The sequence below is a fragment of the Streptomyces sp. SGAir0957 genome (assembly GCF_043523415.1).
This window is the reverse complement of record NZ_CP027293.1, coordinates 2,784,067-2,807,036: the sequence shown is the minus strand read 5'-3', so window position 1 is coordinate 2,807,036 and position 22,970 is coordinate 2,784,067. Positions and strand designations below refer to the sequence as shown.

Here is a 22,970-nt window from a genome sequence, read left to right as displayed (position 1 = left end):
GACCCGCGCACCGCCGGGTCCGGGCGGCCCCGGGTGACGGTCAGACCGTCGCGGGGTCGCTCGCGCAGCACTCCTCGGGCGCGGGCTCCCGTACGACCACCTTGCGCAAGGTGAGCGCCGCCGCTCCCGCCGCCCCGAGCAGCAGGACCGCACCGGCGACGGCCGCCGCCTGCATGCCGTGGGTGAAGGCGTCGCGGGCGGCGTCCGTGAGGGCGCGGGCCGCCTCGGACGGCAGATGGCTCGCGGTCGCGAGGGCGCCGCCCAGGGTCTCGCGGGCCGCGTCGGGCGCGCCGGACGGGATGTCGTGGCGGTAGACCGCCGTGCCGATGGAGCCGAGGACGGCCATGCCGAGGGCGCCGCCGAACTCCGCGCCCGTCTCCAGGAGGGAGGCCGCCGAGCCGGAGTGGGCGACCGGGACGGTGCCGAGCGCCAGGTCCATCATCTGGGACATCACGGTGACGATCCCGGAGGCGAGGACCCCGGCGCCGGCCAGGACCAGCCACAGGGAGTCCGTGCCGGCGAGGGCCAGCAGGGCGTATCCGCAGGCGGCGACGGTGAAGCCGCCGGTGACGACATGGGCGCGGTGCACGCCCTTCTCGACGAGGTGGGCCGCGACCGGCGCCGCGACGCCGACCAGGACCGTGGGGAGCAGCGCCCAGAGCGCGGCCGCCATGGAGCTCTTGCCGAGCACGGACTGGAGGTACTGGGTGGTGAAGTAGGCCGAACCCATCATGCCGAAGGACGAGACGAGGTTGAGGACGACGGCGGGTGCGAAGCCCCGGCCCTTGAAGAGCGCGGGGGAGATCAGCGGGGACTTCGCGGTGCGCTGGCGGTGCACGAAGAGGGCGGCGAAGAGCAGGCCCACGGTGATGGAGACGACGTAGCGCACGTTCCAGCCCTCGGACGGGATCTCCTTGACGCCGTAGACGACGGGCAGGACGGCGGCCATCGACAGCGGCACACTCAGCAGGTCGAAGCGGCCGGGCTCCGGGTTCCTCGACTCCGGCAGCAGGACCGGGCCGAGGACGAGCAGCAGCACCATCGCGGGCAGGTTGACCAGGAAGACCGAGCCCCACCAGAAGTACTCGACGAGGACACCGCTCATCACCGAGCCGAGCGCGACCCCGCCGGTCATGACGGCCGACCACAGTCCGATCGCCTTCGCGCGCTGGCCCGGGTCGGTGAACATCGTGCGGACGATCGCCATGGTCGACGGCATGAGGGTGGCGCCGCCGACCCCGAGGAGCGCCCGCGCGGCGATGAGGGTCTCCGCGCTGTTCGCGTACGCGGCGAGCGCCGAGGCCGCGCCGAAGGCCGCGGCGCCGATGAGCAGCAGCTTGCGCCGCCCGATCCGGTCGCCCAGGGACCCCATGGTCATGAGCAGCCCGGCGAGCACGAAGGCGTAGATGTCGAAGATCCAGAGCTGCTGTGTGCCGCTCGGCGCCAGGTCCGCGCTGATCGCGGGGATCGCGAAGTAGAGGACGGAGACGTCCATCGACACCAGGAGCAGCGGCAGCATCAGCACGCCCAGGGCGGTCCATTCGCGGCGCCCCGCACGGGAGTTGGGGGGTGTGGTGGTGCTCGTCGGGTTCGTCATGACAGGGACTGTACGGACGTCTTATACGGCTGTCTAGTACGCGCGTATGGGACAACCGTCTGAATCCCGGCTAGGGTGACGCCATGGGACACCGCGAAGATCTGCTCGAAGGCGCCAAGCGCTGCCTCCTGGAAAAGGGCTTCGTGCGCACGACGGCGCGCGACATCGTCCGCGAGTCGGGGACGAACCTGGCCTCCATCGGCTACCACTACGGCTCGAAGGACGCGCTGCTCGCGCAGGCGTACGTTGCGCTCGCCGAACGCGCGGCGGACGCCTGGGGAGCGCCCCAGCGGCTCCCGGGCGCCGACGGCTCGCTGGAGCGGTTCCAGGCCGTCGTCGCGGGCATCACCGAGAGCCTCGGCAAGCCCGGCTCCATCTGGCACCTGAGCATCGAGCTGGTCACCATGGGCGACAAGCTCCCGGCGGTACGGGAGTACCTCTCGGCGGCTCAGCGCGAGGCGGGCAGCGGCTTCGTCGCCATGATCATGGGCGGCGAGGAGCCGTCGACCGACGACCCCAGCGTCGACACCCTCGGCAAATTCTGCTCGGTCCTGCTCCTCGGACTGGTCGCGCAGCACACCTTCGACCCGGAGTTCGTACCGAGCGCGGCGGAACTGACGGAGGGGATCAGGCTGTTGACGGGGGAGCCCACGTCCTCGGAGGCGTGACGCCCACGCCCTCAGAGTCGTGACGCCCACGCCTTCAAAGGCGTGACGCCCTCAGAGTCGTGACGCCTTCAGCCCCATGTGCAGCAGCAGTCGGTCCTCGCCCTCGTCCAGGTCGAGGCCCGTGAGCTGTTCGACGCGGGAGAGGCGGTAGTAGAGGGTCTGGCGGTGGATGCCCAGGGCGGCGGCGGCCCGGCCCGCCTGACCCGCGCAGTCCAGGAACGTTTCCGCGGTGCGCGCCAGCTGCTGGTGGGCCGGGGCCAGGAGCGGGGTCACCGCCGGGTCGTGGGCCGCCTCGGCGGGCAGGGCCGTGAGGAGGCGGTACGGGCCGATCGCCGACCACTGGGTGTCGGGGCCGAGGCGCGGGTTGGCCAGGGCGGTGCGCGCCGCCGCCGTCGCCTCCTGCCAGGCCGCGGCCAGCTCGGCGAGGTCGGTGCGCGGGGCGCCGATGCCCGCCGCGACCGTGCCGGTGCCGGCCCGCGCCCGCAGCTTCGCCGCCGCCGTCAGCGCGGGGGACAGGACCTCCGCCGAGCGCAGGCGGACCAGGAGCGCCAGGCACTGGCCCGTCACGCCCCACGGCACGGTGCATAGTGCGTCCGCCGCCGGGATCGAGCGCACGGACGGCGCGTCGTCCGGGTCCGCGGAGGGCCACGGGGCGACGCACACCACCGTGTGCAGGCCCTCCGCGCGGCTGCCGAGCGCCGTGCGCAGCGCCGCCACCGCCATGTCGCGCTGCCAGCCGCGCTCGGCGGTCAGCACGGAGTGGAACTCGCGGGTCAGGTCCGCGCCCGCCTGCGCCTCGTCCGCGAGCTGCGCCCCGATCCGGCCCGCGACCTCCATCGCCGCGTCGAGCTGGTCGCGGGTCGGACCCGGATCGTCGTCGAGCAGCCATACGTAGCCGAGGACGATGCCCCGGTGGCGTACGGGGAGGCAGATCCGGCCGCGGTAGACCCCGGCCTCGGGGGTGGCCGGGATGCGGACCGGTTCCGTGGCCCGGGTGATGCCGAACCCCTCGAACCAGGCCCGGACCGCCGCCGTGGAGCTGCGGGTCAGGATCGATCGGGTGCGGACCGGGTCGAGGGTGGAGGCGTCGAAATCGGTCTCCGCGTCCCCGTCGCTGAGCTGCGCGCCGAACGCGATCAGCCGGAAGTCGCGGTTCTCCAGGGTCGCGGGGGCGCCGAGCAGCGCCGAGATCTCGTCCACGAGCTCCTGATAGTCGCCTTTCACCCCTCCAGTCTCTCGCACCCCACCCGACTCTTCATACAGATGTCTGAGGTGGCGAACACAGATGCGTGACAGCTGTCGATGGCACAGGATCGGAGGGATCCTTAGATTTCACGGTGGTTCCCCGTGCCGTTCCCCTTTTGTAGGGGTTCGGCCACTCCTCAACTCTTGCTCCGTGGAGGTGCCCCGTGCTGGCTCCCCTGATCCTCGCCGCGTCGCGCAGCGACAAGATGCGCTCGTTCGTGTCGGCGGCGCCGGGCACCAAGCAGGTCGTCGCCCGCTTCATCGCCGGTGAGAACGTCGACCAGGTCGTGCCGGTCATCGAGGACGCCGCCGCCAAGGGGCTCGAAGTGACCCTCGACGTCGTCGGTGAGGACATCACCACCGTCGAGCAGTCGCACGCCGCGCGCGACGCCTACCTGGAGCTGATCGGCCGCCTCAAGGACCTCGGCCTCGGCACGAAGGCCGAGATGTCCGTGAAGCTGTCGATGTTCGGACAGGCGCTCGCCGACGGCCACGAGCTGGCGCTCGCCAACGTGCGGCCCGTCGTCGAGGCCGCCGCCGAGATCGGCACCACGGTCACCCTGGACGCCGAGGACCACACCACCCTCGACTCGATGTTCGCCATCCACGAGGAGCTGCGGAAGGACTTCCCGCAGACCGGCTGCGTCATCCAGGCCTACCTGTTCCGCACCGAGGACGACGCCCGCCGCCTCGCCGCGAACGGCTCGCGCGTCCGCATCGTCAAGGGCGCCTACAAGGAGCCCGCCGAGGTCGCCTACCAGGACAAGGCCGAGACCGACAAGGCGTACGTGCGGATCATGCGCATCCTCATGGAGGGCTCGGGCTACCCGATGATCGGGTCCCACGACCCGCGCCTGATCTCCATCGCACAGGAGCTGGCCAGGACCGCCGGGCGCAAGCTGGACGAGTACGAGTTCCAGATGCTGTACGGCATCCGCAGCGACGAGCACCTGCGCCTCGCCGCCGAAGGCCACCGGATGCGTGTCTACACCGCGTACGGCACCGACTGGTACGGGTACTTCATGCGCCGCCTCGCGGAGAAGCCCGCCAACCTGCTCTTCTTCGCCCGCTCGGTCCTCACCAAGGACTGAGCCGCCCCTCAAAGGCCGTAAAGGCCGCCCGTCACAGGGCCCCATAGCTTCCCGAACACCTCCCGACCCCCCCCGAAGGAGATACGGACCATGACGCTGGACGCCGTGACCCGAGTCCCCGCCCCGGTCAACGAGCCGGTGCACGGCTACGCCCCCGGATCGCCCGAGCGCGCCCGCCTGGAGGCCAAGCTCAAGGAGCTGGCCGAGAACCCGATCGACCTGCCCTGCACCATCGGCGGTGTGCGTCGGATGGGCGGCGGCGAGCGCTTCGACGTCGTGCAGCCGCACCACCACAAGTCCGTCATCGGCACGTACGCCAACGCCACCGAGCAGGACGCCAAGGACGCGGTCGACGCCGCCCTGGCCGCCGCCCCGGCGTGGCGCGCGATGTCCTTCGACGACCGCGCCGCGATCATCCTGCGCGCCGCCGAGCTGCTCTCGGGCCCGTGGCGCGAGACGCTGGCCGCGTCCACGATGCTCGGCCAGTCGAAGACCGCCCAGCAGGCCGAGATCGACACCCCGTGCGAGCTCGTCGACTTCTGGCGCTTCAACGTCCACTACGCCCGCAACCTGCTCGCCGAGCAGCCGCCGGCCAACTCGCCGGGCGTGTGGAACCGCATGGACCACCGTCCCCTCGAGGGCTTCGTCTACGCGATCACGCCGTTCAACTTCACGGCCATCGCCGCGAACCTGCCCACCGCCCCGGCCCTCATGGGCAACGTGGTGGTCTGGAAGCCGTCCCCGACGCAGACGCACGCCGCCGTCCTGATGATGCAGCTGCTCGAGGAGGCCGGCCTCCCCAAGGGCGTCATCAACCTGGTCACCGGTGACGGCCTCGCCGTCTCCGAGGTCGCCCTGAACCACCGCGACCTGGCCGGCATCCACTTCACCGGCTCGACCAAGACCTTCCAGCACCTGTGGAAGACGGTCGGCAACAACATCGAGAACTACCGCACCTACCCGCGCCTCGTCGGCGAGACCGGCGGCAAGGACTTCGTCGTCGCCCACCCGAGCGCCGACCGCGCCGTCCTCAAGACCGCGCTGACCCGCGGCTCCTTCGAGTACCAGGGCCAGAAGTGCTCCGCGTCCTCGCGCGCCTACATCCCGGCCTCCATCTGGAACGACGGGTTCAAGGAGGAGTTCGCGGCCGAGGTCGACGGCATCACCATGGGTGACGTCACCGACCTGTCGAACTTCATCGGCGCCGTCATCGACGAGCGCTCGTTCGCCAAGAACAAGGCCGCGATCGACCGCGCCAAGGCGGACGACTCCTGCACGATCGTCGCGGGCGGCACCTACGACGACTCGGTCGGCTACTTCGTGCGCCCGACCGTCATCGAGTGCACGGACCCGGCCAACGAGGTCTTCACGACCGAGTACTTCGGCCCGATCCTCGCCGTGTACGTCTACGAGGACGACCAGTACGACGCCATGCTGGAGCAGATGGAGTCGGCGTCCGACTACGCGCTGACCGGTGCGGTGATCGCCAACGACCGTGCCGCCGCCGCGTACACGATGGAGAAGCTCCGCTACGCCGCGGGCAACTTCTACATCAACGACAAGTCGACCGGCGCCGTCGTCGGCCAGCAGCCCTTCGGCGGCGGCCGCGCCTCCGGCACCAACGACAAGGCCGGTGCCCCGCAGAACCTGATGCGCTGGACGCTGACCCGCGCCATCAAGGAGACGCTGGTCCCGCCGACGGACTACCCGTACCCGCACATGGGCTGACGCCCGCCCGGTGGGCCCTGCCCACCCCTGCGACCCCGCCCTCGGCCCCGGGCCCCCACCCGGCCGGGGGCGGTGTTGTCTCTACACCGGTTGTACGGTCAGCACGATCCGGCCCTGCGTCCGCCCCGCCGCCGCCACCTCGTGCGCCTTGCCCGCCTCCTCCAGGGGCAGCACCGCCGAGACGTGCGGGCGCAGCCGGCCCGCCGCCATCAGCGCCGCCACCTTGCCGAGCGTGCTGCCCGACGGGCGGACGACGACCGGCCGCAGCCGTACCGCTCGGGCCGCCGCCTCCTCCGGTGTGACGCCGAGCCCGGTCAGGACCGCCGGGACGAGCAGGCCGCCGGGGCGCAGGGTGGCGAGCGAGCGCGGCCCGTAGTCGCCGCCGACCAGGTCGAACGCGAGGTCCACCTGGCGCAGGGTCAGCGCGAAGTCGGCTGTGGTGTGGTCGAGGGGCTCGTCGACGCCGAGATCACGCAGGAAACCGTGCAGTGCGGCGCGGGCGGTGCCGATCACGTACGCGCCCTGGACCTTGGCGAGCTGCACGGCGATGTGCCCGACGCCGCCCGCCGCCGCGTGGATCAGCACCCGGTGCCCGGGGCCGACCCGGCCGAGGTCGACGAGCGCCTGCCATGCCGTCAGGCACGCCCGGGGCGCGGCGGCCGCGTGGACGTGGTCGACGCTGGCCGGCTTCGGCGCGAGCGCGTCGGCCCGCACGGTGACGTACTCGGCGTAGCCGCCGCCCGGGACCATCGCGAACACCTCGTCGCCGGGGCGGAACGCGGTGACGTCCGCGCCCGTCACCGCGACCACCCCGGAGACGTCGAGGCCCAGGGTGAACGGCGGGTCGCCGAGGACGGGGGCCGCGCCGGACCGGGCGAGCCGGTCGGCCGGGTTCACCCCCGCCGCGTGCACCCGCACCAGGACCTCGCCCGCGCCGGGCACCGGCCGCGCCGCCTCCACCACCTCGAGCACCTCGGGTCCGCCGAAGCGGCGCTGGCTGATCACGCGCATGGGGGGACTCCTCCCAGGGGCCCGCCGGGCCACCACCCGGCCGGTGCTGCACTCCATCGTGCCCGAGATATTCGCCTGCCCGGCGCCGGGACGCTGAGTACCGTGTGCCGGTGACCACGCTGCGCACCGCCCACACGGCCGACCTCACCGCTCCCGAACTCGTCGCGGCCCGCGCCCTGTTGGACGACGCCTTCGACGGCGACTTCTCCGACGCCGACTGGGCGCACGGCCTCGGCGGCATGCACGCCCTCGTGCACGACGACTCCGGCGCGCTCCTCGCCCACGGCAGTGTCGCCCAGCGCCGCGCCGTGCACGACGGGCGCACGCTGCGCGTCGGCTACGTGGAGGCGGTCGCCGTCCGCGCCGACGTGCGCCGCACCGGGCTCGGCGGGCGCGTGATGGGCGCCCTGGAGCGCGTGATCATGGGCGCGTACGACATCGGCGCGCTCTCGGCGTCCTCCGACGGGGCGCCGCTGTACGTGGCGCGCGGCTGGACCGAGTGGAGCGGACCGTTCGCGGCGTACGGCCCGGCCGGAACGATCGTGTTGCCGGCCGACGAGGACCCGCCCTACCTCTTCCCCGCCCTGGTCGCGCGGGGTCTCGACCCCTCGCACTCGCTCCTCTTCGACTGGCGCGACGGCGACCTGCTGTGAGGCTCTGGGGTGAGGTCCGTCTCAGATAGTAGGAAGTCCGAGTAATTGTGGAGACAGAACCGGAGTCCTGTCCTAGCTTTGTAGAAGCCGAAGCTTTGCAGGACTGAAGCTTTGTAGGAGCCGAACGTATCGCTTACTGGCGAACGGCGGCAGCGAGCCGGAGCACCTGGCAGGCAACCCCTGCGGCCCCGCGCTCCCCGCCTCTTCCGGCCCTCGAAATCCCTAGTGATCTCAAGGAGTCGATCCGTCATGGCCACTGCGACGCCTGCCCGCCGCCGAGTCCGTCACGTCTCCCCGTCGAGCGAAGCCGACCGCCAGACCGCCAAGATCGCCGCCGCCGCCCTCCAGCGCGCCCTGGACCGCAGGGACAACGGCGGCGAGACCGGCCACTAGAGCCTCAGGACCCCCGCCGCACCTCGAAGTGGTCGACGCGCCGCCCGTCCTGGGCGAGCGCCGACACCTTCAGGCGCGGTCGCGCACCGCTCTCCACCTCGACCCTGAGCAGGGAGAATCCGCGGTAGCGCACCCGTGACCAGGCGACCGTCTCGGCCGCCGCCCGCCGTCCCTTCTTCCACACGAGGCTGTCGACGGGCTCGTGGGGCCGCTCGCGCCCCTCGAAGCTCTCGGCGCTGCCGGCCTGGAAGCTGTACAGATCGCGTCCGCCGCCGCCCGCGGTGACGTACACGACCCCGTCCCGCGCCGGGTCGACCGCGCCGCCGACCGGTACCTCGCGGCCGACCGCGCCGTCCTTGACGGCGTCGGTCCGCTCGTAGACGTGGTTGTGCCCGTTGATCACCAGGTCCACCTGGTGGCGGGCGAACAGCGGCAGCCACGCCGCCCGCACCCCGCCGTCCGAGCCGTGTGTGGACGTGGAGTACGCGCAGTGGTGGAAGAAGACGACCACGAAGTCCACGCCGCGCGAGGCGCGCAGCGCGCCGAGCGTCCGGTCCAGCCAGGCGGTCTGCCGGCCGTCGCTGTGGCCGAGGTTGGCGGGGATCTCGTAGGAGACGTCGTTCGCGTCGAGCGCCACGACGCCCACGTTCCCGTAGGTGAAGGAGTACGCGCCCGGGGTCGTACGCGGGTCGAAGCCGTTGTCCGGCAGGGCCCAGCGCGCCAGTTGGCCGCCGTAGCCGTCGGGGGAGTACCAGGCCTCCATGTCGTGGTTGCCGGTGGTCACCATCCACGGGACGGTCCGTGCGACCTGCTCGTTCTGCTGGAGGAAGAGGTCCCAGGCGCCGGGGTCGTAGCTGTCCGTCGGCTTTCCGTGCCCGGTGCCGTCGGCGTAGCAGAGGTCGCCCGCGTGCAGATGGAAGGCGGGGTCCTGGCGCAGCACCAGGTGGTCGCTCGCCGCCGCCGCGCTGCCGACTCCCTGGTCGCCGAAGGCGGTGAAGGTGAACGAGGTGGGGGCCGCGGCGGGCGCCGTGCGGAACGCCGAGACGGTCGCGCGGTGCGCGGGGGACGCCGGGTCGAAGCCGTCGTGGCCGACGCCGTAGTAGTAGGTCGTGCCCGGACGCAGGCCGTCCAGGGCGGCGTGCGCGTAGAACTGGTCGAGCGCGAGGCGCACGCCGTCGACGCCGGGGGTGTGCAGCGCGCGGACTTCGGCCGGGATCTTCCGGCCCAGGTCACCGGGTGCGGTGCCGACGCGGACGTAGGGGGCGCGGACCGCGTGCGGGGTCTGCCAGGAGACGCGCATCCGGGTGCGCGGGTCGGACCCGAAGGCGAGATGGCGGCCGAAGGGCGGGACGGCGGAGGCGGGGGTCGTCGACGTGCGGGGGGTCGCCGTGCCCGGCGTGCCGGACGAACAGCCGGTGAGCGCGGTGCCCGCCATCGCGCCGGCCGTCACGAGCACGCGCCGCCGCGCCACCTTGGTCCGCAGGTACTCGTACTGCTCGGCCATGCTCATCCGGCGGGCGAGCGGTGCCGGTATGCCGAAGTCGGGAAGGTCCATGAGGGCGTGGTGCCCGGCGCGGGCCAACGCCGGTCGTGCGTACGGGTGAACGCGGGCTGACGGGAAGTCGCCCTCCCGGTGCGGCTGTCCGGATTCTGGACACGACGTGTCATCCCATGGGACAGCGAGTACGGTGCGAACCATGTCTCGCAGCATCAATCTCGCAGTGATCCCCGGTGACGGCATCGGCCAGGAGGTCGTGGCCCAGGGTCTCAAGGTCCTCTCCGCCGTCCTCCCGCAGGATGTGAAGCTGGAGACCGAGGAGTTCGACTTCGGCGCCAGGCGCTACCACGCGACGGGGGAGACCCTCTCCGACGCCGACCTCGACGCCCTCAAGAAGCACGACGCCATCCTGCTCGGCGCCATCGGCGACCCGAGCGTGCCCTCCGGCGTCCTGGAGCGCGGCTTCCTGCTCAAGCTCCGCTTCGCCTTCGACCACCACGTGAACCTGCGCCCGAGCAGGCTGCTCCCGGGTGTCGCGACACCGCTCGCCGGTCAGCCGGAGATCGACTTCGTCGTCATCCGCGAGGGCACCGAGGGCCCGTACACGGGCAACGGCGGCACCATCCGCCAGGGCACCGAGCACGAGGTCGCCACCGAGGTCTCCGTCAACACCGCCTACGGTGTCGAGCGCGTGGTCCGTGACGCCTTCGCCCGCGCCCAGGCCCGCCCCCGCAAGAAGCTGACGCTGGTCCACAAGAACAACGTGCTGACCTTCGCGGGCCACCTGTGGACGAACATCTTCAACCGGGTGGCCGAGGAGTTCCCCGAGGTCACCACCGACTACCTGCACGTCGACGCCGCGACGATCTTCCTCGTCACCGACCCGGCCCGGTTCGACGTGATCGTCACCGACAACCTCTTCGGCGACATCATCACCGACCTCGCCGCGGCCGTCTCCGGCGGCATCGGCGTCGCGGCCTCCGGGAACATCAACCCGAGCCGCGAGTTCCCCTCGATGTTCGAGCCGGTGCACGGTTCGGCCCCGGACATCGCGGGCCAGGGCAAGGCCGACCCCACGGCCACCGTCCTGTCCGTCGCGCTGCTCCTGCGCCACCTCGGCTACGAGGCCGAGGCCGCGCGCATCGAGACCGCCGTCTCCGCCGACCTCGGCGAGCGCGGCTCGGCGCCCCGCACCACGGAAGAGATCGGCGACGCGCTCGCCGCCCGAGTAGCCGGCTGACCCGGCGCTCCTCCTCGCAACAGCAGCCGCCGGGTCGCATCAAGCGCCCGGCGGCTTCTCTGTTGGCGGCCCCGGGTGCCACCATCCCCTTGGGCCGCACCACACCGCACCCTCCAGGCCCGTACCGAGCACGGCACCTCACGCGCGATAATCGAACGTGGGGCCGCGATGTACGGAGAAAAGCTCGGACGTCCTAGTACAGGGAGTGCAGGCGTGAACGCGGTCCGTCACAACCAACGGTGAAGGACACGCAACCATGACGACGCCCACGATCGAGCTCAAGCCCACCGCCACCCCGCTGTCCGCAGCGGAGCGCGAGGCGATCCTGGCCAACCCGGGATTCGGCCGCCACTTCACCGATCACATGGTGACGGTCCGCTGGACCGAGGGCCGCGGCTGGCACGACGGCCAGCTCATCCCCTACGGCCCGCTCTCCCTCGACCCGGCCACCAACGTCCTGCACTACGCGCAGGAGATCTTCGAGGGCCTCAAGGCGTACCGCCAGCCCGACGGCACGGTCGCCACGTTCCGCCCCGACATGAACGCCAAGCGCTTCCAGCACTCGGCCTGGCGTCTCGGTATGCCCGAGCTGCCCGTCGAGATCTTCCTGGAGGCGTGCGACGCGCTCGTGCGGCAGGACCGTGACTGGGTGCCCGCGCACGGCGGCGAGGAGTCCCTCTACCTGCGCCCCTTCATGATCGCGACCGAGGTCGGCCTCGGTGTGAAGCCCGCGAACGAGTACCTCTTCATCGTCATCGCCTCGCCGGCCGGCGCCTACTTCCCCGGCGGCGTGAAGCCCGTCTCCATCTGGCTCTCCGAGGACCGCGTGCGCGCCGTCCCCGGCGGCGTCGGCGACGCCAAGACCGGCGGCAACTACGCGGCGTCCCTGCTCGCCCAGGCCGAGGCCGCCGCCAAGGGCTGCGACCAGGTCGCCTACCTCGACGCCGTCGAGCACAAGTGGGTCGAGGAGCTGGGCGGCATGAACCTGTACTTCGTGTACGGGGACCGCATCATCACCCCGGGCCTCACCGGCTCGCTGCTCGCGGGCGTCACCCGCGACTCGCTGCTCTCGGTCGCCCAGGACCTCGGCTACAAGTCGGAGGAGGGCCGCGTCTCCATCGAGCAGTGGCAGGCCGACTCGGCCTCCGGCGAGCTGACCGAGGTCTTCGCCTGCGGCACGGCGGCCGTCATCACGCCCGTCGGCACGGTCAAGCGCGCGGGCGCCGAGTGGCAGCAGTCCGGCGGCGTGGCCGGCGAGGTCACCATGAAGCTGCGCAACGCGCTCCTGGACATCCAGCGCGGCACGGCGCAGGACCAGCACGGCTGGATGCACCAGCTGGGCTGAGCCCACCCTCGTTCGAGCGCCCGTCCCTTCTCGGGGGCGGGCGCTCTGCTGTGTGCGGCCTGGCGTCCGCGCGGATCCGGCGTTTAGAGTGGCGTTCAAATCGGTTTGAACGCCGTTCTAAACTTCGAGGAGGTGCGCGGCGTGCGACTCACCCCCACCGAGCGCGACCGGCTGCTGCTGTTCGGCGCCGCCGAGCTGGCGAGGGCCCGCAAGGCACGCGGGCTGCGGCTCAACGTGCCCGAGGCGACGGCCCTGATAGCGGACACCGTCTGCGAGGCGGCCCGGGACGGGCGGCGGCTCGCCGAGGCGATCGAGGCGGCGCGCTCCGTGCTCGGCCCCGGTGACGTGCTGCCCGGCGTCGCGGACGTGGTCACCGAGGTGCATGTCGAGGCCGTCTTCGACGACGGCTCGCGGCTCGCGGTGGTCGGCGACCCGATCGGCGGCGGCCTCGGCGACGAAGCGCCCGGCGCGCTCCTCCCCGGCCCCGCACACGCCGACCCGGCGCCCCGGCTGACGCTCACGGTCACCAACACCGCGACCGTCCCCGTCTCCGTCACCTCCCACTTCCACTTCTTCGAGGCCAACCCGCGCCTCGACTTCCCGCGCGCGCGGGCGTACGGGATGCGGCTCGCGGTCCCGGCCGGTTCGTCCGTGCGGTTCGGCCCTGGGGAGACCCATGACGTGGGGCTCGTCCCGATCGGCGGTGCCCGCGTGGCGATCGGTTTCGCCGGGCTCGTCGACGGCCCGCTGGACGCGCCCGGCGCCCGCGAGGAGGCGCTGCGACGGGCCGCCGCCTGCGGATATCTCGGCGTCGGTCCCTTCGACAGCAAGGAGGCGGACCGATGAGCCGCCCCGGAGGCCACCCCGCGGAGGCCCGCCGCCTCACCCCGTACGAATACGCGAGCACGCACGGCCCGCGCGCCGGTGACCGGCTCCGCCTCGGCGACTCCGGGCTCGTGATCGAGGTGGAGTCGGACTCGCAGGCGTACGGGGACGAGTTCCTCGCCGGGTTCGGCAAGACCGCACGCGACGGGCTGCACCTCAAGGCCGCCGCCGTCCGCGAGACCTGCGACATCGTCATCAGCAACGTCGTCGTCATCGACGCCGCGCTCGGCATCCGCAAGGTCTCGATCGGCCTGCGCGAAGGCCGCGTCCACGCGATCGGCCGCGCCGGGAACCCGGACACCCTCGACGGGGTGGACGTCGTCGTCGGCACGGGCACCACGATCGTCTCCGGCGAAGGGCTCATCGCCACCGCCGGGGCCGTCGACACCCATGTCCACCTGCTCTCCCCGCGCATCATGGAGGCCTCGCTCGCCTCCGGGGTCACCACGGTCATCGGGCAGGAGTTCGGCCCGGTCTGGGGCGTCGGGGTCAACTCGCCCTGGGCCCTGAAGCACGCCTTCTCCGCCTTCGACGCCTGGCCCGTCAACATCGGCTTCCTGGGCCGGGGCTCCTCCTCGCACGAGGCGCCCCTGGTGGAGGCGCTCGCCGAGGGCGGGGCCTGCGGATTCAAGGTCCACGAGGACATGGGCGCCCACACCCGCGCCCTGGACACGGCGCTGCGCGTCGCCGAGGAGCACGACGTCCAGGTCGCCCTGCACAGCGACGGCCTGAACGAGTGCCTCTCCGTCGAGGACACCCTGAAGGTCCTGGAGGGGCGGACCATCCACGCCTTCCACATCGAGGGGTGCGGCGGCGGTCACGTGCCGAACGTGCTGAAGATGGCCGGCGTCCCGAACGTCATCGGCTCCTCCACCAACCCCACCCTGCCCTTCGGCCGGGACGCCGTCGCCGAGCACTACGGGATGATCGTCTCCGTCCACGACCTCAAGACCGACCTGCCAGGCGACGCCGCCATGGCCCGCGACCGCATCCGCGCCGGGACGATGGGCGCCGAGGACGTCCTGCACGACCTGGGCGCCATCGGCATCACCTCGTCCGACGCGCAGGGCATGGGCCGCGCGGGCGAGACCGTCCGCCGTACGTTCGCCATGGCCGGGAAGATGAAGGCCGAACTCGGCGACCCCCGCGTCGGCCACGACAACGAGCGCGTCCTGCGCTACATCGCCAAGCTCACCCTCAACCCCGCCATCGCCCACGGCCTCTCCCACGAGATCGGCTCGATCGAGGTCGGCAAGATGGCGGACATCGTGCTGTGGCACCCCGAGTACTTCGGCGCGAAGCCGCAGCTCGTCCTCAAGTCGGGGTTCCCCGCGTACGGCGTCGTCGGCGACCCGAACGCGGCCACCGACACCTGCGAACCCCTCGTCCTCGGACCCCAGTTCGGGGCGTTCGGCGCGACCGCCGCCGAGCTGTCCGTCGCCTTCGTCGCGCAGGCCGCCGTCGACCAGGGCCACGACGGGATGCCGACGCGCAGGCGCCGCGTCGCCGTGCGCGGCACCCGGGCTATCGGCCCCGCCGACCTGCGGCTCAACTCCCGGACGGGCGCGGTGGACGTGGACCAGCGCACCGGCCTGGTCACCCTCGACGGCGAACCGCTGCGCTCCCAGCCGGCCGACTCCGTCTCCCTCAACCGCCTCTACTTCCTCTGAGGACCCGCGATGACCCATGTGATGCCGCCCGAGTGGGCCCCGCACGAGCGGACCTGGATGGCCTGGCCGGGACCGAACCCCACCTTCACCGACGAGAAGGAGGTGGCCGAGGCGCGCACCGCCTGGGCCGCCGTCGCCCACGCCGTACGCCGCCACGAACCGCTGACGATGATCGTCGGCACGGGCCAGGCCGGCTCGGCCCGCGCGCTCCTCAGCCCCGACATCGAACTCGTCGAACGCGACCTCGACGACGCCTGGATGCGCGACATCGGCCCGACCTTCGTCAAGCACCGGGACAGCGGTGAACCGGCCGCCGTGGACTGGACGTTCAACGGCTGGGGCGCCCAGGACTGGGCCCGCTGGGAACACGACTCCACGATCGCCCGCCACATCGCCGACCTCACCGGCGTGCCCGCCCACTCCTCACCGCTCGTCAACGAGGGCGGCGGCATCCATGTCGACGGCGAGGGCACGGTCCTGCTGACCGAGACCGTGCAGCTCGACCCCGACCGTAACCAGGGATGGACGAAGGAGCAGGTCGAGGCCGAGATCCACGCCCGGATCGGCACGTCGAAGGCGATCTGGCTGCCGCGCGGCCTGACCGGCGACTACGGCGAGTTCGGCACGCGCGGGCACGTCGACATCGTCGCCGCGTTCGCGGCGCCCGGCGTCATCCTCGTCCACGCACAACGCGACCCGGCCCACCCGGACTTCGAGGTCAGCCGCGAGATCATCGGCACCCTCACCGGACGCACCGACGCGCAGGGCCGCCCCCTGGAGATCGTCGAGGTCCCGGCCCCGACCGTGCTCGCGGACGACGCGGGATGGGTCGACCACTCCTACATCAACCACTACCTCTGCAACGACGGCGTCGTCCTGTGCGCCTTCGACGACCCGCGCGACGAGGAGGCCGCCGCCCTCTTCCGCCGCCTCTTCCCGACCCGCACGGTCACCCTCGTCGACGCCCGGACGATCTTCGCGGCGGGCGGCGGCATCCACTGCGTCACCCAGCAGCAGCCCGTGGCAGGCTGGTGACGTGCCCCGCCGACACCGACAGGGCCACACCCCGGCCCCGCCCCTGGACACCGTGCTCGCCACCGCCATGCGGATGATCGCCGAGAACGGTCTCGAACGGCTCACGATGGCCGCGCTCGGCCGCGAGGTCGGCATGAGCAGCGGGCACCTCGCCTACCACTTCGGCTCCAAGGACGAACTGCTGCTGCGCACCCTGGAGTGGAGCGAGGGCCGGCTCGGCGAGGAGCGGCGCAAGGTGCTGGACGGCCCCGGCAGCGCGCGGGAGCGGCTCGACGCCTACGTGGACCTGTACGTGCCCGGCGCACCCCGCGACCCGCACTGGACGTTGTGGCTCGAGGTGTGGAACCGCTCGCAGAGCACGGCCGCCGGCGCCTCGGCCCGCACCCGGCAGTCCGCCATCGAACGCGCCTGGCACGACGACCTCGTGGCGCTGCTCGCCGAGGGCGTCGCGCGCGGCGAGTTCCGCGCGGTCGCCCCCGACCGGTACGCGGCCCGGCTGCGGGCGCTGCTCGACGGATTCTCCATCCATGTCGCGATCGGGCTGCCGGGGGCGGAGCGGGCCCAGGCCCTCGCTCACGTCCAGGAGTTCGTCGAGGAGGGGCTGGTTCGCCGGGGGTGACGGCTCAGCGGGGCGCGAACCGTACCGGCGTGCCCGGCACCGCCTGCGCCGCCGCGGCCAGGGCCTCCTCCGCGACCACGGCGATCACCGGGTAGCCGCCGGTCGTCGGATGGTCGTGCAGGAAGACCACCGGACGCCCGTCCGGCGGCACCTGCACCGCGCCGAGCACCATGCCCTCGCTGGGCAGCTCGCCCTCCGTCGCCCGCTCCAGGGCCGGGCCCCCGGTCCGCAGCCCGATCCGGTTGCTGTGCACCGACACCGTGTAGGTGGCGGTCAGGAAGGTGCGCAGCGCCGCCTCGGTGAACCAGTCCGCCCGGGGGCCGAACCGCGCCGGGAGCACCAGCTCGGCGGGGGGCGCGGGCCAGGGCGGGGCGACGGGGAGCGCGGGGGGCGCGGCGGCGGTGGCACGGGCTACGGGGAGGAGGTCGCCCTGTGCCAGAGGGGCCGGGCCGAGCCCCGAGAGCAGGTCGGTGGAGCGGCTGCCCAGGACGGGGTCGACCGCGATGCCACCCGCGACAGCCACGTAGCTGCGGATGCCGGAGGTCGCCGGGCCCGCGTCCAGGGTGGCGCCCGCCGGGACGCGGACCGGGGTGCCCCAGGGGGCGGGCCTACCGTCCACGGTGACCGGGCACGGGGCGCCGCCGACCACCATGGTGAGGTCCCTGTCGGGGCGCAGGGCGCAGCCCGTGAGGGTCGTCTCCAGTACGGCGGTGCCCTCCGGGTTGCCAAGGAGTCTGTTGGCCAGGTTCATGGCGGGGGCGTCCAGGGCGCCCGACCTCGGGACGCCGAGGTGGGCGTGGCCTTGGCGGCCGGTGTCCTGGATGGTGGTGAGGGCGCCGGGGCGGGTGACCGTCAGTTTTGTCGTCATCGTTCGCTCGGGTTCGGCTGGTCGCCGTGGCGGGTGGTGTCGGATGCCGACCGGTCGTCGTTTGTGGTTGCTCGCGCGGTTCCCCGCGCCCCTGGCGGGGCGAATCTGACCCGTGTTCCGGGGGTGAGGAGGGCGGCTTGATCCCGGTCCGTGTTCCACAAGGGGGCCGGGTCCTTCATCGTGCCGATGATCTGCCAGCCGCCCGGGGTCGCTCTCGGGTAGACCGCCGAGTACGGGCCCGCCAGGGCCACCGCGCCCGCCGGGACGCGGGTGCGCGGGGTCGCGCGGCGCGGGACGTGCAGGGGTTCGGGCAGGCCGGTCAGGTAGCCGAAGCCGGGGGCGAAACCGCAGAACGCGACGCGGTAGGCGTACGAGGCGTGGCGGGCGCCCACCTCCTCCTCGGGGACGCCCCACAGCGCGGCGACCTCGGCCAGGTCGGGGCCGTCGTACTCGACGGGGATCGTCACCACGTCGCCGTCGGCCGGGGGAGCGGCCGGGACGGTCCAGGAGGTGAGGCGGCGGGTCAGCGCGGCCGGGTCGGGGACGCCGTCGAGCAGGACCGTGCACGCGCCGGGGACGATCTCGGCGACCGGGGGCAGAGTGCCGTCGGTACGGCGGCGCAGCAGCTCCGCGTGGAGGGCCCCGGCGCGCTCGGCGTCCGGCAGCTCGACGAGGAGCGCGTGCCGTCCCGCCGGGCGGACCACCAGGTCCGCGCTCACGTGAACGCACCCACCGTGACACCGGCCTCCTCCAGGGCGGCGCGGACCCGCGCGGCGATCGCGGCGGCGCCGGGGGTGTCGCCGTGCACGCACAGCGAGCGGGCGGCGACCGCGACGCGCGTACCGTCCACCGCGTCGACCCCGCCGTCCACGGCGAAACCGACGGCGCGGCGCACCACCGTGTCCGCGTCCTCGACCACGGCGCCGGGTTCGCGGCGCGGGACGAGCGTGCCCTCCGGCGTGTAGGCCCGGTCGGCGAAGGCCTCCCGTACGGGGGTGAGGCCCGCTTCCCCGGCGGCGGTGAGGAGCTTCGAGCCGGGCAGGCCGAGGACCGGCAGGGCGCCGCCCGCGAGCCGGACCCCGGCGACCACCGCGTGGGCCTGCGCGTCGTCGTGGACCGTGCGGTTGTAGAGCGCGCCGTGCGGTTTGACGTACGTCACCTCGGCCCCTGCGGCCTGCGCGAACACGCGCAACGCCCCGATCTGGTACGCCACTTCGGCCGCCAGTTCGTCCGGGGGCACGTCCATGGCGCGGCGGCCGAACCCGGCGAGGTCCCGGTAGGAGACCTGCGCACCGATCCGCACCCCCCGCTCGGCGGCCAGGTCACAGACCCGGCGCATCACGGAGGGGTCGCCCGCGTGGAAGCCGCAGGCGACGTTGGCGCTGGTCACCACCGAGAGGAGGGCCTCGTCGTCGGTGAGTGTCCAGCGGCCGAAGCCTTCGCCGAGGTCGGCGTTGAGGTCGATCTGCATCACCCGCTCAACGTAAGCGATCGTTCAACAATCCGACAAGAGGTGGATTTGATGGGGGATGCGCCACAACCTCGAGTTACCTCTTGTTCGATCGTTCAACGATCACCTAGGGTCCGTGCATCCCCCATGGAAGAGGAGGTCCATCATGAGGACCCTCCGCTTCCATGTCGCCCAGTGCTCCCCCATGCCCTCGTCGGCAAAGAAGGCAGCCGCATGATCGTGCTTCTCGGCGTGCTCGTGGTGATCCTCGGATTCGTCACGCGCCGCAATCCCGTCCTGGTGGTCGGCGTCGCCGGCATCGCCACAGGACTGCTCGGCAAGATGAACCCGCAGGAGATCCTCGCCGCCTTCGGCCACGCCTTCGCGGACAGCCGGTCGGTCACGGTCTTCGCCATCGTGCTCCCGGTGATCGGACTCCTCGAGCGCTACGGGCTCCGCGAGCAGGCCCGCACCCTCATCGGAAAGCTCGGCAAGCTCAGCGCCGGCCGCTTCCTCACCGTCTACCTGCTCGTCCGCCAGGTCACGGCCGCTTTCGGCCTGAACAACCTCGGCGGCCCCGCGCAGACCGTGCGCCCGCTCGTCGCCCCCATGGCCGAAGCCGCCGCCGAGCGCACCGCCGGGGCACCCCTCCCCGACAAGCTGCGCGAGAAGGTCCGCTCCTACTCCTCCTCCGCCGACACCGTCGGCCTCTTCTTCGGCGAGGACTGCTTCATCGCGATCGGCTCCATCCTGCTGATCACCGGCTTCGTGAACTCCACCTACCACCAGGAGCTGGAGCCGACCCAACTCGCCCTGTGGGCCATCCCGCTGGCCGTCTGCGCCTTCGTCATCCACGGTGCACGGCTGCTGCTCCTCGACAAGCAGCTGGAGCGCGAGATGGCGCTGGCCGCCGCCGAGAACGACCTGCCGCTGCCGCCGCAGACGCCGGGCCAGAGCCGTGAGGAGTCCGCCAAGTGATCAAGGTCGAATGGCTCTACTGGCTCATCGGTCTCGTCTTCGTCGTCATGGCCGTGCAGATGGCGCGGGACGCGAGCAACCCCAAGCGGTGGACGTCCGCCGCGTTCTGGGGGCTCCTCGGACTGACCTTCCCCTACGGGACCGGGGTCGTCGAGGGCGGTGCGAGCTGGAGCCTGCCCGCGGAACCGCTCGGCGTCGCCGTCCTCGCCCTCATCGTGCTCGCCGGATTCAACTTCATCGGCAAGGGCGTGCCGGTCACCACGACACAGGAACAGCGCGAGGCATCGGCGGCCCGCCTCGGCAACAAGCTCTTCATCCCCGCCGTCACCATCCCGATCGTCGCCATCATCTGCGCGTCCTTCCTCGACGAGTCCGGCCTCTTCGAGACCGGCAAGGCCACGCTGATCGGGCTCGGCCTCGGCTGCATCGTGGCGCTCGTCGTCGGCATGATCGTCACCGGCGAGCGCAAGGTGTCCGTCCCCATCCACTCCGGCCGCTCGATGCTGGAGGCGATGGGCTCCGCGCTGCTCCTGCCGCAGCTCCTCTCGGTGCTCGGCTCGATCTTCGCGGTCGCGGGGGTCGGCACCCAGGTGGGCGAGATCATCAATGATGTCCTGCCCGACAACTCCAAGTACTTCGCCGTCATCGCGTACTGCGTCGGCATGTTCCTGTTCACCGTGATCATGGGCAACGCGTTCGCCGCGTTCCCCGTCATGACCGCGGCCATCGGCTGGCCCGTGCTCATCCAGCAGATGCACGGCAACGAGGCCGCCGTCCTCGCCATCGGCATGCTCGCCGGATTCTCCGGCACGCTCTGCACGCCCATGGCCGCCAACTTCAACATCGTCCCCGCGTCGCTGCTCGAACTGAAGGATCAGTACGGGCCGATCAAGGCGCAGCTGCCGACGGGGATCGCGCTCCTCGTCTGCAACATCGTGATCATGGCCGTTTTCGCGGTCTAGAAAGGACGCAGCTATGACCGTTGTGACCCGAGTCCTGCTCACGGGGTTCGAAGCGTTCGGCGGGGAAGCGGTGAATCCGTCCTGGCAGGCGGCCGAACTGGTCGCTGCCGCGCCGCCCGAGGGTGTCGTCGTGGAGGCGGTCCGGCTCTCCTGCGTGTTCGGGGAGTCGCTGAAGGAGTTGCGGTCCGCGGTGGAGCGGGTCCGGCCCGCTCTCGTCGTCGCCCTCGGGCAGGCGGGGGGCCGGGCCGGCGTCACCGTCGAACGCGTCGCCGTCAACGTCGACGATGCGCGGATCCCCGACAACGCCGGCGCCCAGCCGATCGACGAGCCGGTGATTCCGGGCGCCCCCGCCGCCTACTTCTCCTCCCTGCCCGTGAAGGCGTGCGTGGCGGCGATGCGGGAGGCCGGGGTGCCGACGGCGCTGTCCAACACGGCGGGGACGTTCGTCTGCAACCACGTGGCGTACGGGCTGGCGCACTTGCTGGCGACCGAGTTCCCGTCCACCCGGGGCGGCTTCGTCCACGTCCCCTGGGCCCCGGCCCAGGTCCCGGACGGCACGGCCCCGTCCCTCCCGCCGGAGACGGTGGCCGCCGGCATCCGGGCGCTGCTCCTCGCTGCCGCGTCCACCCGGTCGGACCTCAGGGTGACCGAGGGCGCCACGCACTAGCCGCAGCGGCCCCATCGGCCACTCGCCGGGTGCGGGTGCGTCGTGGCTGGTCGCGCAGTTCCCCGCGCCCCTGGAATGCGCACTACGTGCGCCATTCCAGGCCCGCGCGGGGAACGGCGCGAGCAACCACGACGCGAGCCGCACTCGACGAACGGGTAGCGCACGCAGTGCGCATCTCAGGGGCGCGGGGAACGGCGCGATCAGCCGCACACAACCCGCACCCGGCAACCATCCGCACCCGGCAGGCGCCAAACCGCCGCCCGCACCCCCTCCCCACCCCGAGAGGCCCACATGCTCAGCCCGGAGGAAACCGCGAACCTGGCGGCAGCCAATGTCACCCGCGAGTTCCCGAACTTCCCCGCCCACCTGGTGACGGGCCCCGCCGAGAACACCCGCCCCTCCCACTTGCACCCCGCGTTCTACGGCGCCTACGACTGGCATTCCTCCGTGCACATGCACTGGCTGCTGGTGCGGACTCTCCCGGCGCTCCCGGAGGCGATCCGGCCGGCGTACACCGAGGTCCTGGACCGGCATCTCACGCTGGCCAACCTGACCACGGAGGCCGCCTACCTCCTCGACCGCCCCGGATTCGAGCGCCCGTACGGCTGGGCCTGGCTGACGGCCCTCGCGGCGGAGTGCCGGAACACCCCGTACGAGGACGCCTTCGCCCCGGCCACGAAGGCGGTGGAGGAGCTCCTCACCGCCTGGCTGCCGAAGGCCACGTACCCGGTCCGCCACGGCATCCACAGCAACAGCGCGTTCGCGCTCGGCCTGATCCTGGACACGGGCGCGGCGGCGGGCCTCGCGGGGACGACGCTCGACGCCGTCCGCGACCGCCTGCGCACATGGTTCGCCGACGACCACGACGCCCCCGCCCACTGGGAGCCGTCGGGCCAGGATTTCCTGTCGCCCGCGCTCAGCGAGGCGGACGCGATGCGCCGGGTCCTGGACGGGCCGGAGTTCGAGATGTGGCTGGACCGTTTCCTGCCCGCGCTGCGTACCGGCGCCCCCTGCCCGGTACTGGACGTCCCGGTCGTCTCCGACCACGCGGACCCGCAGATCGGCCACTTGCTGGGCCTCGCCCTCTCCCGTGCCGCGGCTCTGCGCCACATCGCGGCCGCGCTCCCCGGCGACAGCCCCGTACGGACCCGTCTCGCCGAGGCCGCCGACGCCCATCTCGCGGCGGGCCTCCCGGCGGTGGAGAGCGGCGACTTCACGACGGACCACTGGCTGGCGACGTTCGCGGCACTGGCCCGCGAGGCGTCACCGGCGTAAACCCGCGAGGCCGTGAACGCAATGAACGCAAGTACGCGCGATCGTTGCGAGTGACACCCTTGTCACGCCCCGCGACGACCCCCCATCGTGGC

22 protein-coding genes are annotated in these 22,970 nt (G+C 72.4%); 15 read left to right on the top strand and 7 right to left on the bottom strand.

Annotated features, from left to right (window positions below):
* Nucleotides 1-40: 40 nt before the first annotated feature.
* Nucleotides 41-1,597 carry an MFS transporter gene (locus tag C1N81_RS17460; RefSeq protein ID WP_394430137.1) on the bottom strand — a complete coding sequence of 519 codons (1,557 nt, stop codon included), beginning with the start codon at nucleotides 1,595-1,597 and terminating at the stop codon, nucleotides 41-43.
* An 83-nt stretch (nucleotides 1,598-1,680) separates the two neighbouring features.
* Between C1N81_RS17460 and C1N81_RS17455 the strand changes: the two genes are divergently transcribed.
* A complete protein-coding gene (locus C1N81_RS17455; protein ID WP_394430135.1) occupies nucleotides 1,681-2,265 on the top strand; it encodes a TetR/AcrR family transcriptional regulator in 585 nt (194 codons plus the stop codon).
* Nucleotides 2,266-2,316: 51 nt separating this feature from the next.
* Here C1N81_RS17455 and C1N81_RS17450 read toward each other — a convergent pair whose 3' ends face one another.
* The gene (locus tag C1N81_RS17450; RefSeq protein ID WP_394430133.1) at nucleotides 2,317-3,489 is read right to left on the bottom strand and encodes a PucR family transcriptional regulator; all 1,173 of its coding nucleotides are present in this window, start codon (nucleotides 3,487-3,489) and stop codon (nucleotides 2,317-2,319) included.
* A gap of 185 nt (nucleotides 3,490-3,674) precedes the next feature.
* Between C1N81_RS17450 and C1N81_RS17445 the strand changes: the two genes are divergently transcribed.
* Both C1N81_RS17445 and pruA read left to right on the top strand, forming a co-directional pair.
* Nucleotides 3,675-4,601, top strand: a complete 927-nt coding sequence (locus C1N81_RS17445; protein ID WP_394430131.1) for a proline dehydrogenase family protein — start codon at nucleotides 3,675-3,677, stop codon at nucleotides 4,599-4,601.
* A 96-nt stretch (nucleotides 4,602-4,697) separates the two neighbouring features.
* Complete coding sequence (gene pruA, locus C1N81_RS17440; RefSeq protein ID WP_394438009.1) at nucleotides 4,698-6,329, top strand: L-glutamate gamma-semialdehyde dehydrogenase; 1,632 nt, start codon at nucleotides 4,698-4,700, stop codon at nucleotides 6,327-6,329.
* A gap of 81 nt (nucleotides 6,330-6,410) precedes the next feature.
* Here the strand turns inward: pruA and C1N81_RS17435 are convergent, their stop codons facing one another.
* Nucleotides 6,411-7,340 carry an NADP-dependent oxidoreductase gene (locus C1N81_RS17435; RefSeq protein ID WP_394430129.1) on the bottom strand — a complete coding sequence of 310 codons (930 nt, stop codon included), beginning with the start codon at nucleotides 7,338-7,340 and terminating at the stop codon, nucleotides 6,411-6,413.
* A gap of 110 nt (nucleotides 7,341-7,450) precedes the next feature.
* Here C1N81_RS17435 and C1N81_RS17430 point away from each other — a divergent pair, with 110 nt between their 5' ends.
* On the top strand, nucleotides 7,451-7,993 hold the full coding sequence (locus C1N81_RS17430; RefSeq protein WP_394430127.1) for a GNAT family N-acetyltransferase: 543 nt from the start codon (nucleotides 7,451-7,453) through the stop codon (nucleotides 7,991-7,993).
* Nucleotides 7,994-8,242: 249 nt separating this feature from the next.
* Nucleotides 8,243-8,386 carry a hypothetical protein gene (locus tag C1N81_RS17425; RefSeq protein WP_361065280.1) on the top strand — a complete coding sequence of 48 codons (144 nt, stop codon included), beginning with the start codon at nucleotides 8,243-8,245 and terminating at the stop codon, nucleotides 8,384-8,386.
* 4 nt (nucleotides 8,387-8,390) lie between these two features.
* Here the strand turns inward: C1N81_RS17425 and C1N81_RS17420 are convergent, their stop codons facing one another.
* Nucleotides 8,391-9,941 (bottom strand): purple acid phosphatase family protein, encoded by a 1,551-nt coding sequence (locus C1N81_RS17420; protein ID WP_394430125.1) that lies wholly within the window; start codon nucleotides 9,939-9,941, stop codon nucleotides 8,391-8,393.
* A gap of 142 nt (nucleotides 9,942-10,083) precedes the next feature.
* On the opposite strand from C1N81_RS17420, the gene C1N81_RS17415 reads away from it, so the two are divergent.
* The 6 genes from C1N81_RS17415 to C1N81_RS17390 all read left to right on the top strand — a co-directional run bounded on the left by C1N81_RS17415 (nucleotide 10,084) and on the right by C1N81_RS17390 (nucleotide 16,678).
* Nucleotides 10,084-11,124 (top strand): 3-isopropylmalate dehydrogenase, encoded by a 1,041-nt coding sequence (locus tag C1N81_RS17415; RefSeq protein WP_394430123.1) that lies wholly within the window; start codon nucleotides 10,084-10,086, stop codon nucleotides 11,122-11,124.
* 256 nt (nucleotides 11,125-11,380) lie between these two features.
* The gene (locus C1N81_RS17410) at nucleotides 11,381-12,469 is read left to right on the top strand and encodes a branched-chain amino acid aminotransferase (protein WP_394430121.1); all 1,089 of its coding nucleotides are present in this window, start codon (nucleotides 11,381-11,383) and stop codon (nucleotides 12,467-12,469) included.
* Nucleotides 12,470-12,610: 141 nt separating this feature from the next.
* Nucleotides 12,611-13,315, top strand: coding sequence for an urease subunit gamma (ureA, locus tag C1N81_RS17405; RefSeq protein WP_394430119.1), 705 nt, complete (start codon nucleotides 12,611-12,613; stop codon nucleotides 13,313-13,315).
* Nucleotides 13,312-15,024, top strand: coding sequence for an urease subunit alpha (locus tag C1N81_RS17400; RefSeq protein WP_394430117.1), 1,713 nt, complete (start codon nucleotides 13,312-13,314; stop codon nucleotides 15,022-15,024). The genes ureA and C1N81_RS17400 overlap by 4 nt, the downstream gene beginning before the upstream one ends.
* Before the next feature lie 9 nt (nucleotides 15,025-15,033).
* Entirely contained in the window at nucleotides 15,034-16,059 is a 1,026-nt protein-coding gene (locus C1N81_RS17395; RefSeq protein WP_394430115.1) for an agmatine deiminase family protein, read from the top strand.
* A 67-nt stretch (nucleotides 16,060-16,126) separates the two neighbouring features.
* A complete protein-coding gene (locus C1N81_RS17390; protein ID WP_394438007.1) occupies nucleotides 16,127-16,678 on the top strand; it encodes a TetR/AcrR family transcriptional regulator in 552 nt (183 codons plus the stop codon).
* A gap of 4 nt (nucleotides 16,679-16,682) precedes the next feature.
* Here C1N81_RS17390 and C1N81_RS17385 read toward each other — a convergent pair whose 3' ends face one another.
* The 3 genes from C1N81_RS17385 to C1N81_RS17375 are packed head-to-tail and all read right to left on the bottom strand — an operon-like array spanning nucleotide 16,683 to nucleotide 19,017.
* Nucleotides 16,683-17,546, bottom strand: a complete 864-nt coding sequence (locus C1N81_RS17385) for a 5-oxoprolinase subunit C family protein (RefSeq protein ID WP_394430113.1) — start codon at nucleotides 17,544-17,546, stop codon at nucleotides 16,683-16,685.
* Nucleotides 17,543-18,265 carry a 5-oxoprolinase subunit B family protein gene (locus C1N81_RS17380; protein WP_394430111.1) on the bottom strand — a complete coding sequence of 241 codons (723 nt, stop codon included), beginning with the start codon at nucleotides 18,263-18,265 and terminating at the stop codon, nucleotides 17,543-17,545. The genes C1N81_RS17385 and C1N81_RS17380 overlap by 4 nt, the downstream gene beginning before the upstream one ends.
* Complete coding sequence (locus C1N81_RS17375; RefSeq protein WP_394438005.1) at nucleotides 18,262-19,017, bottom strand: LamB/YcsF family protein; 756 nt, start codon at nucleotides 19,015-19,017, stop codon at nucleotides 18,262-18,264. The genes C1N81_RS17380 and C1N81_RS17375 overlap by 4 nt, the downstream gene beginning before the upstream one ends.
* A gap of 213 nt (nucleotides 19,018-19,230) precedes the next feature.
* Between C1N81_RS17375 and C1N81_RS17370 the strand changes: the two genes are divergently transcribed.
* From C1N81_RS17370 to C1N81_RS17355, 4 genes are all read left to right on the top strand, one after another.
* On the top strand, nucleotides 19,231-19,974 hold the full coding sequence (locus C1N81_RS17370; RefSeq protein WP_394430109.1) for a DUF969 domain-containing protein: 744 nt from the start codon (nucleotides 19,231-19,233) through the stop codon (nucleotides 19,972-19,974).
* Nucleotides 19,971-20,936, top strand: a complete 966-nt coding sequence (locus tag C1N81_RS17365; RefSeq protein ID WP_394430107.1) for a DUF979 domain-containing protein — start codon at nucleotides 19,971-19,973, stop codon at nucleotides 20,934-20,936. Before C1N81_RS17370 ends, C1N81_RS17365 begins: the two co-directional genes overlap by 4 nt.
* A gap of 22 nt (nucleotides 20,937-20,958) precedes the next feature.
* Entirely contained in the window at nucleotides 20,959-21,603 is a 645-nt protein-coding gene (pcp, locus tag C1N81_RS17360) for a pyroglutamyl-peptidase I (RefSeq protein WP_394438003.1), read from the top strand.
* A gap of 291 nt (nucleotides 21,604-21,894) precedes the next feature.
* Entirely contained in the window at nucleotides 21,895-22,878 is a 984-nt protein-coding gene (locus C1N81_RS17355) for a DUF2891 domain-containing protein (RefSeq protein WP_394430105.1), read from the top strand.
* The last annotated feature ends 92 nt before the right edge of the window (nucleotides 22,879-22,970 follow it).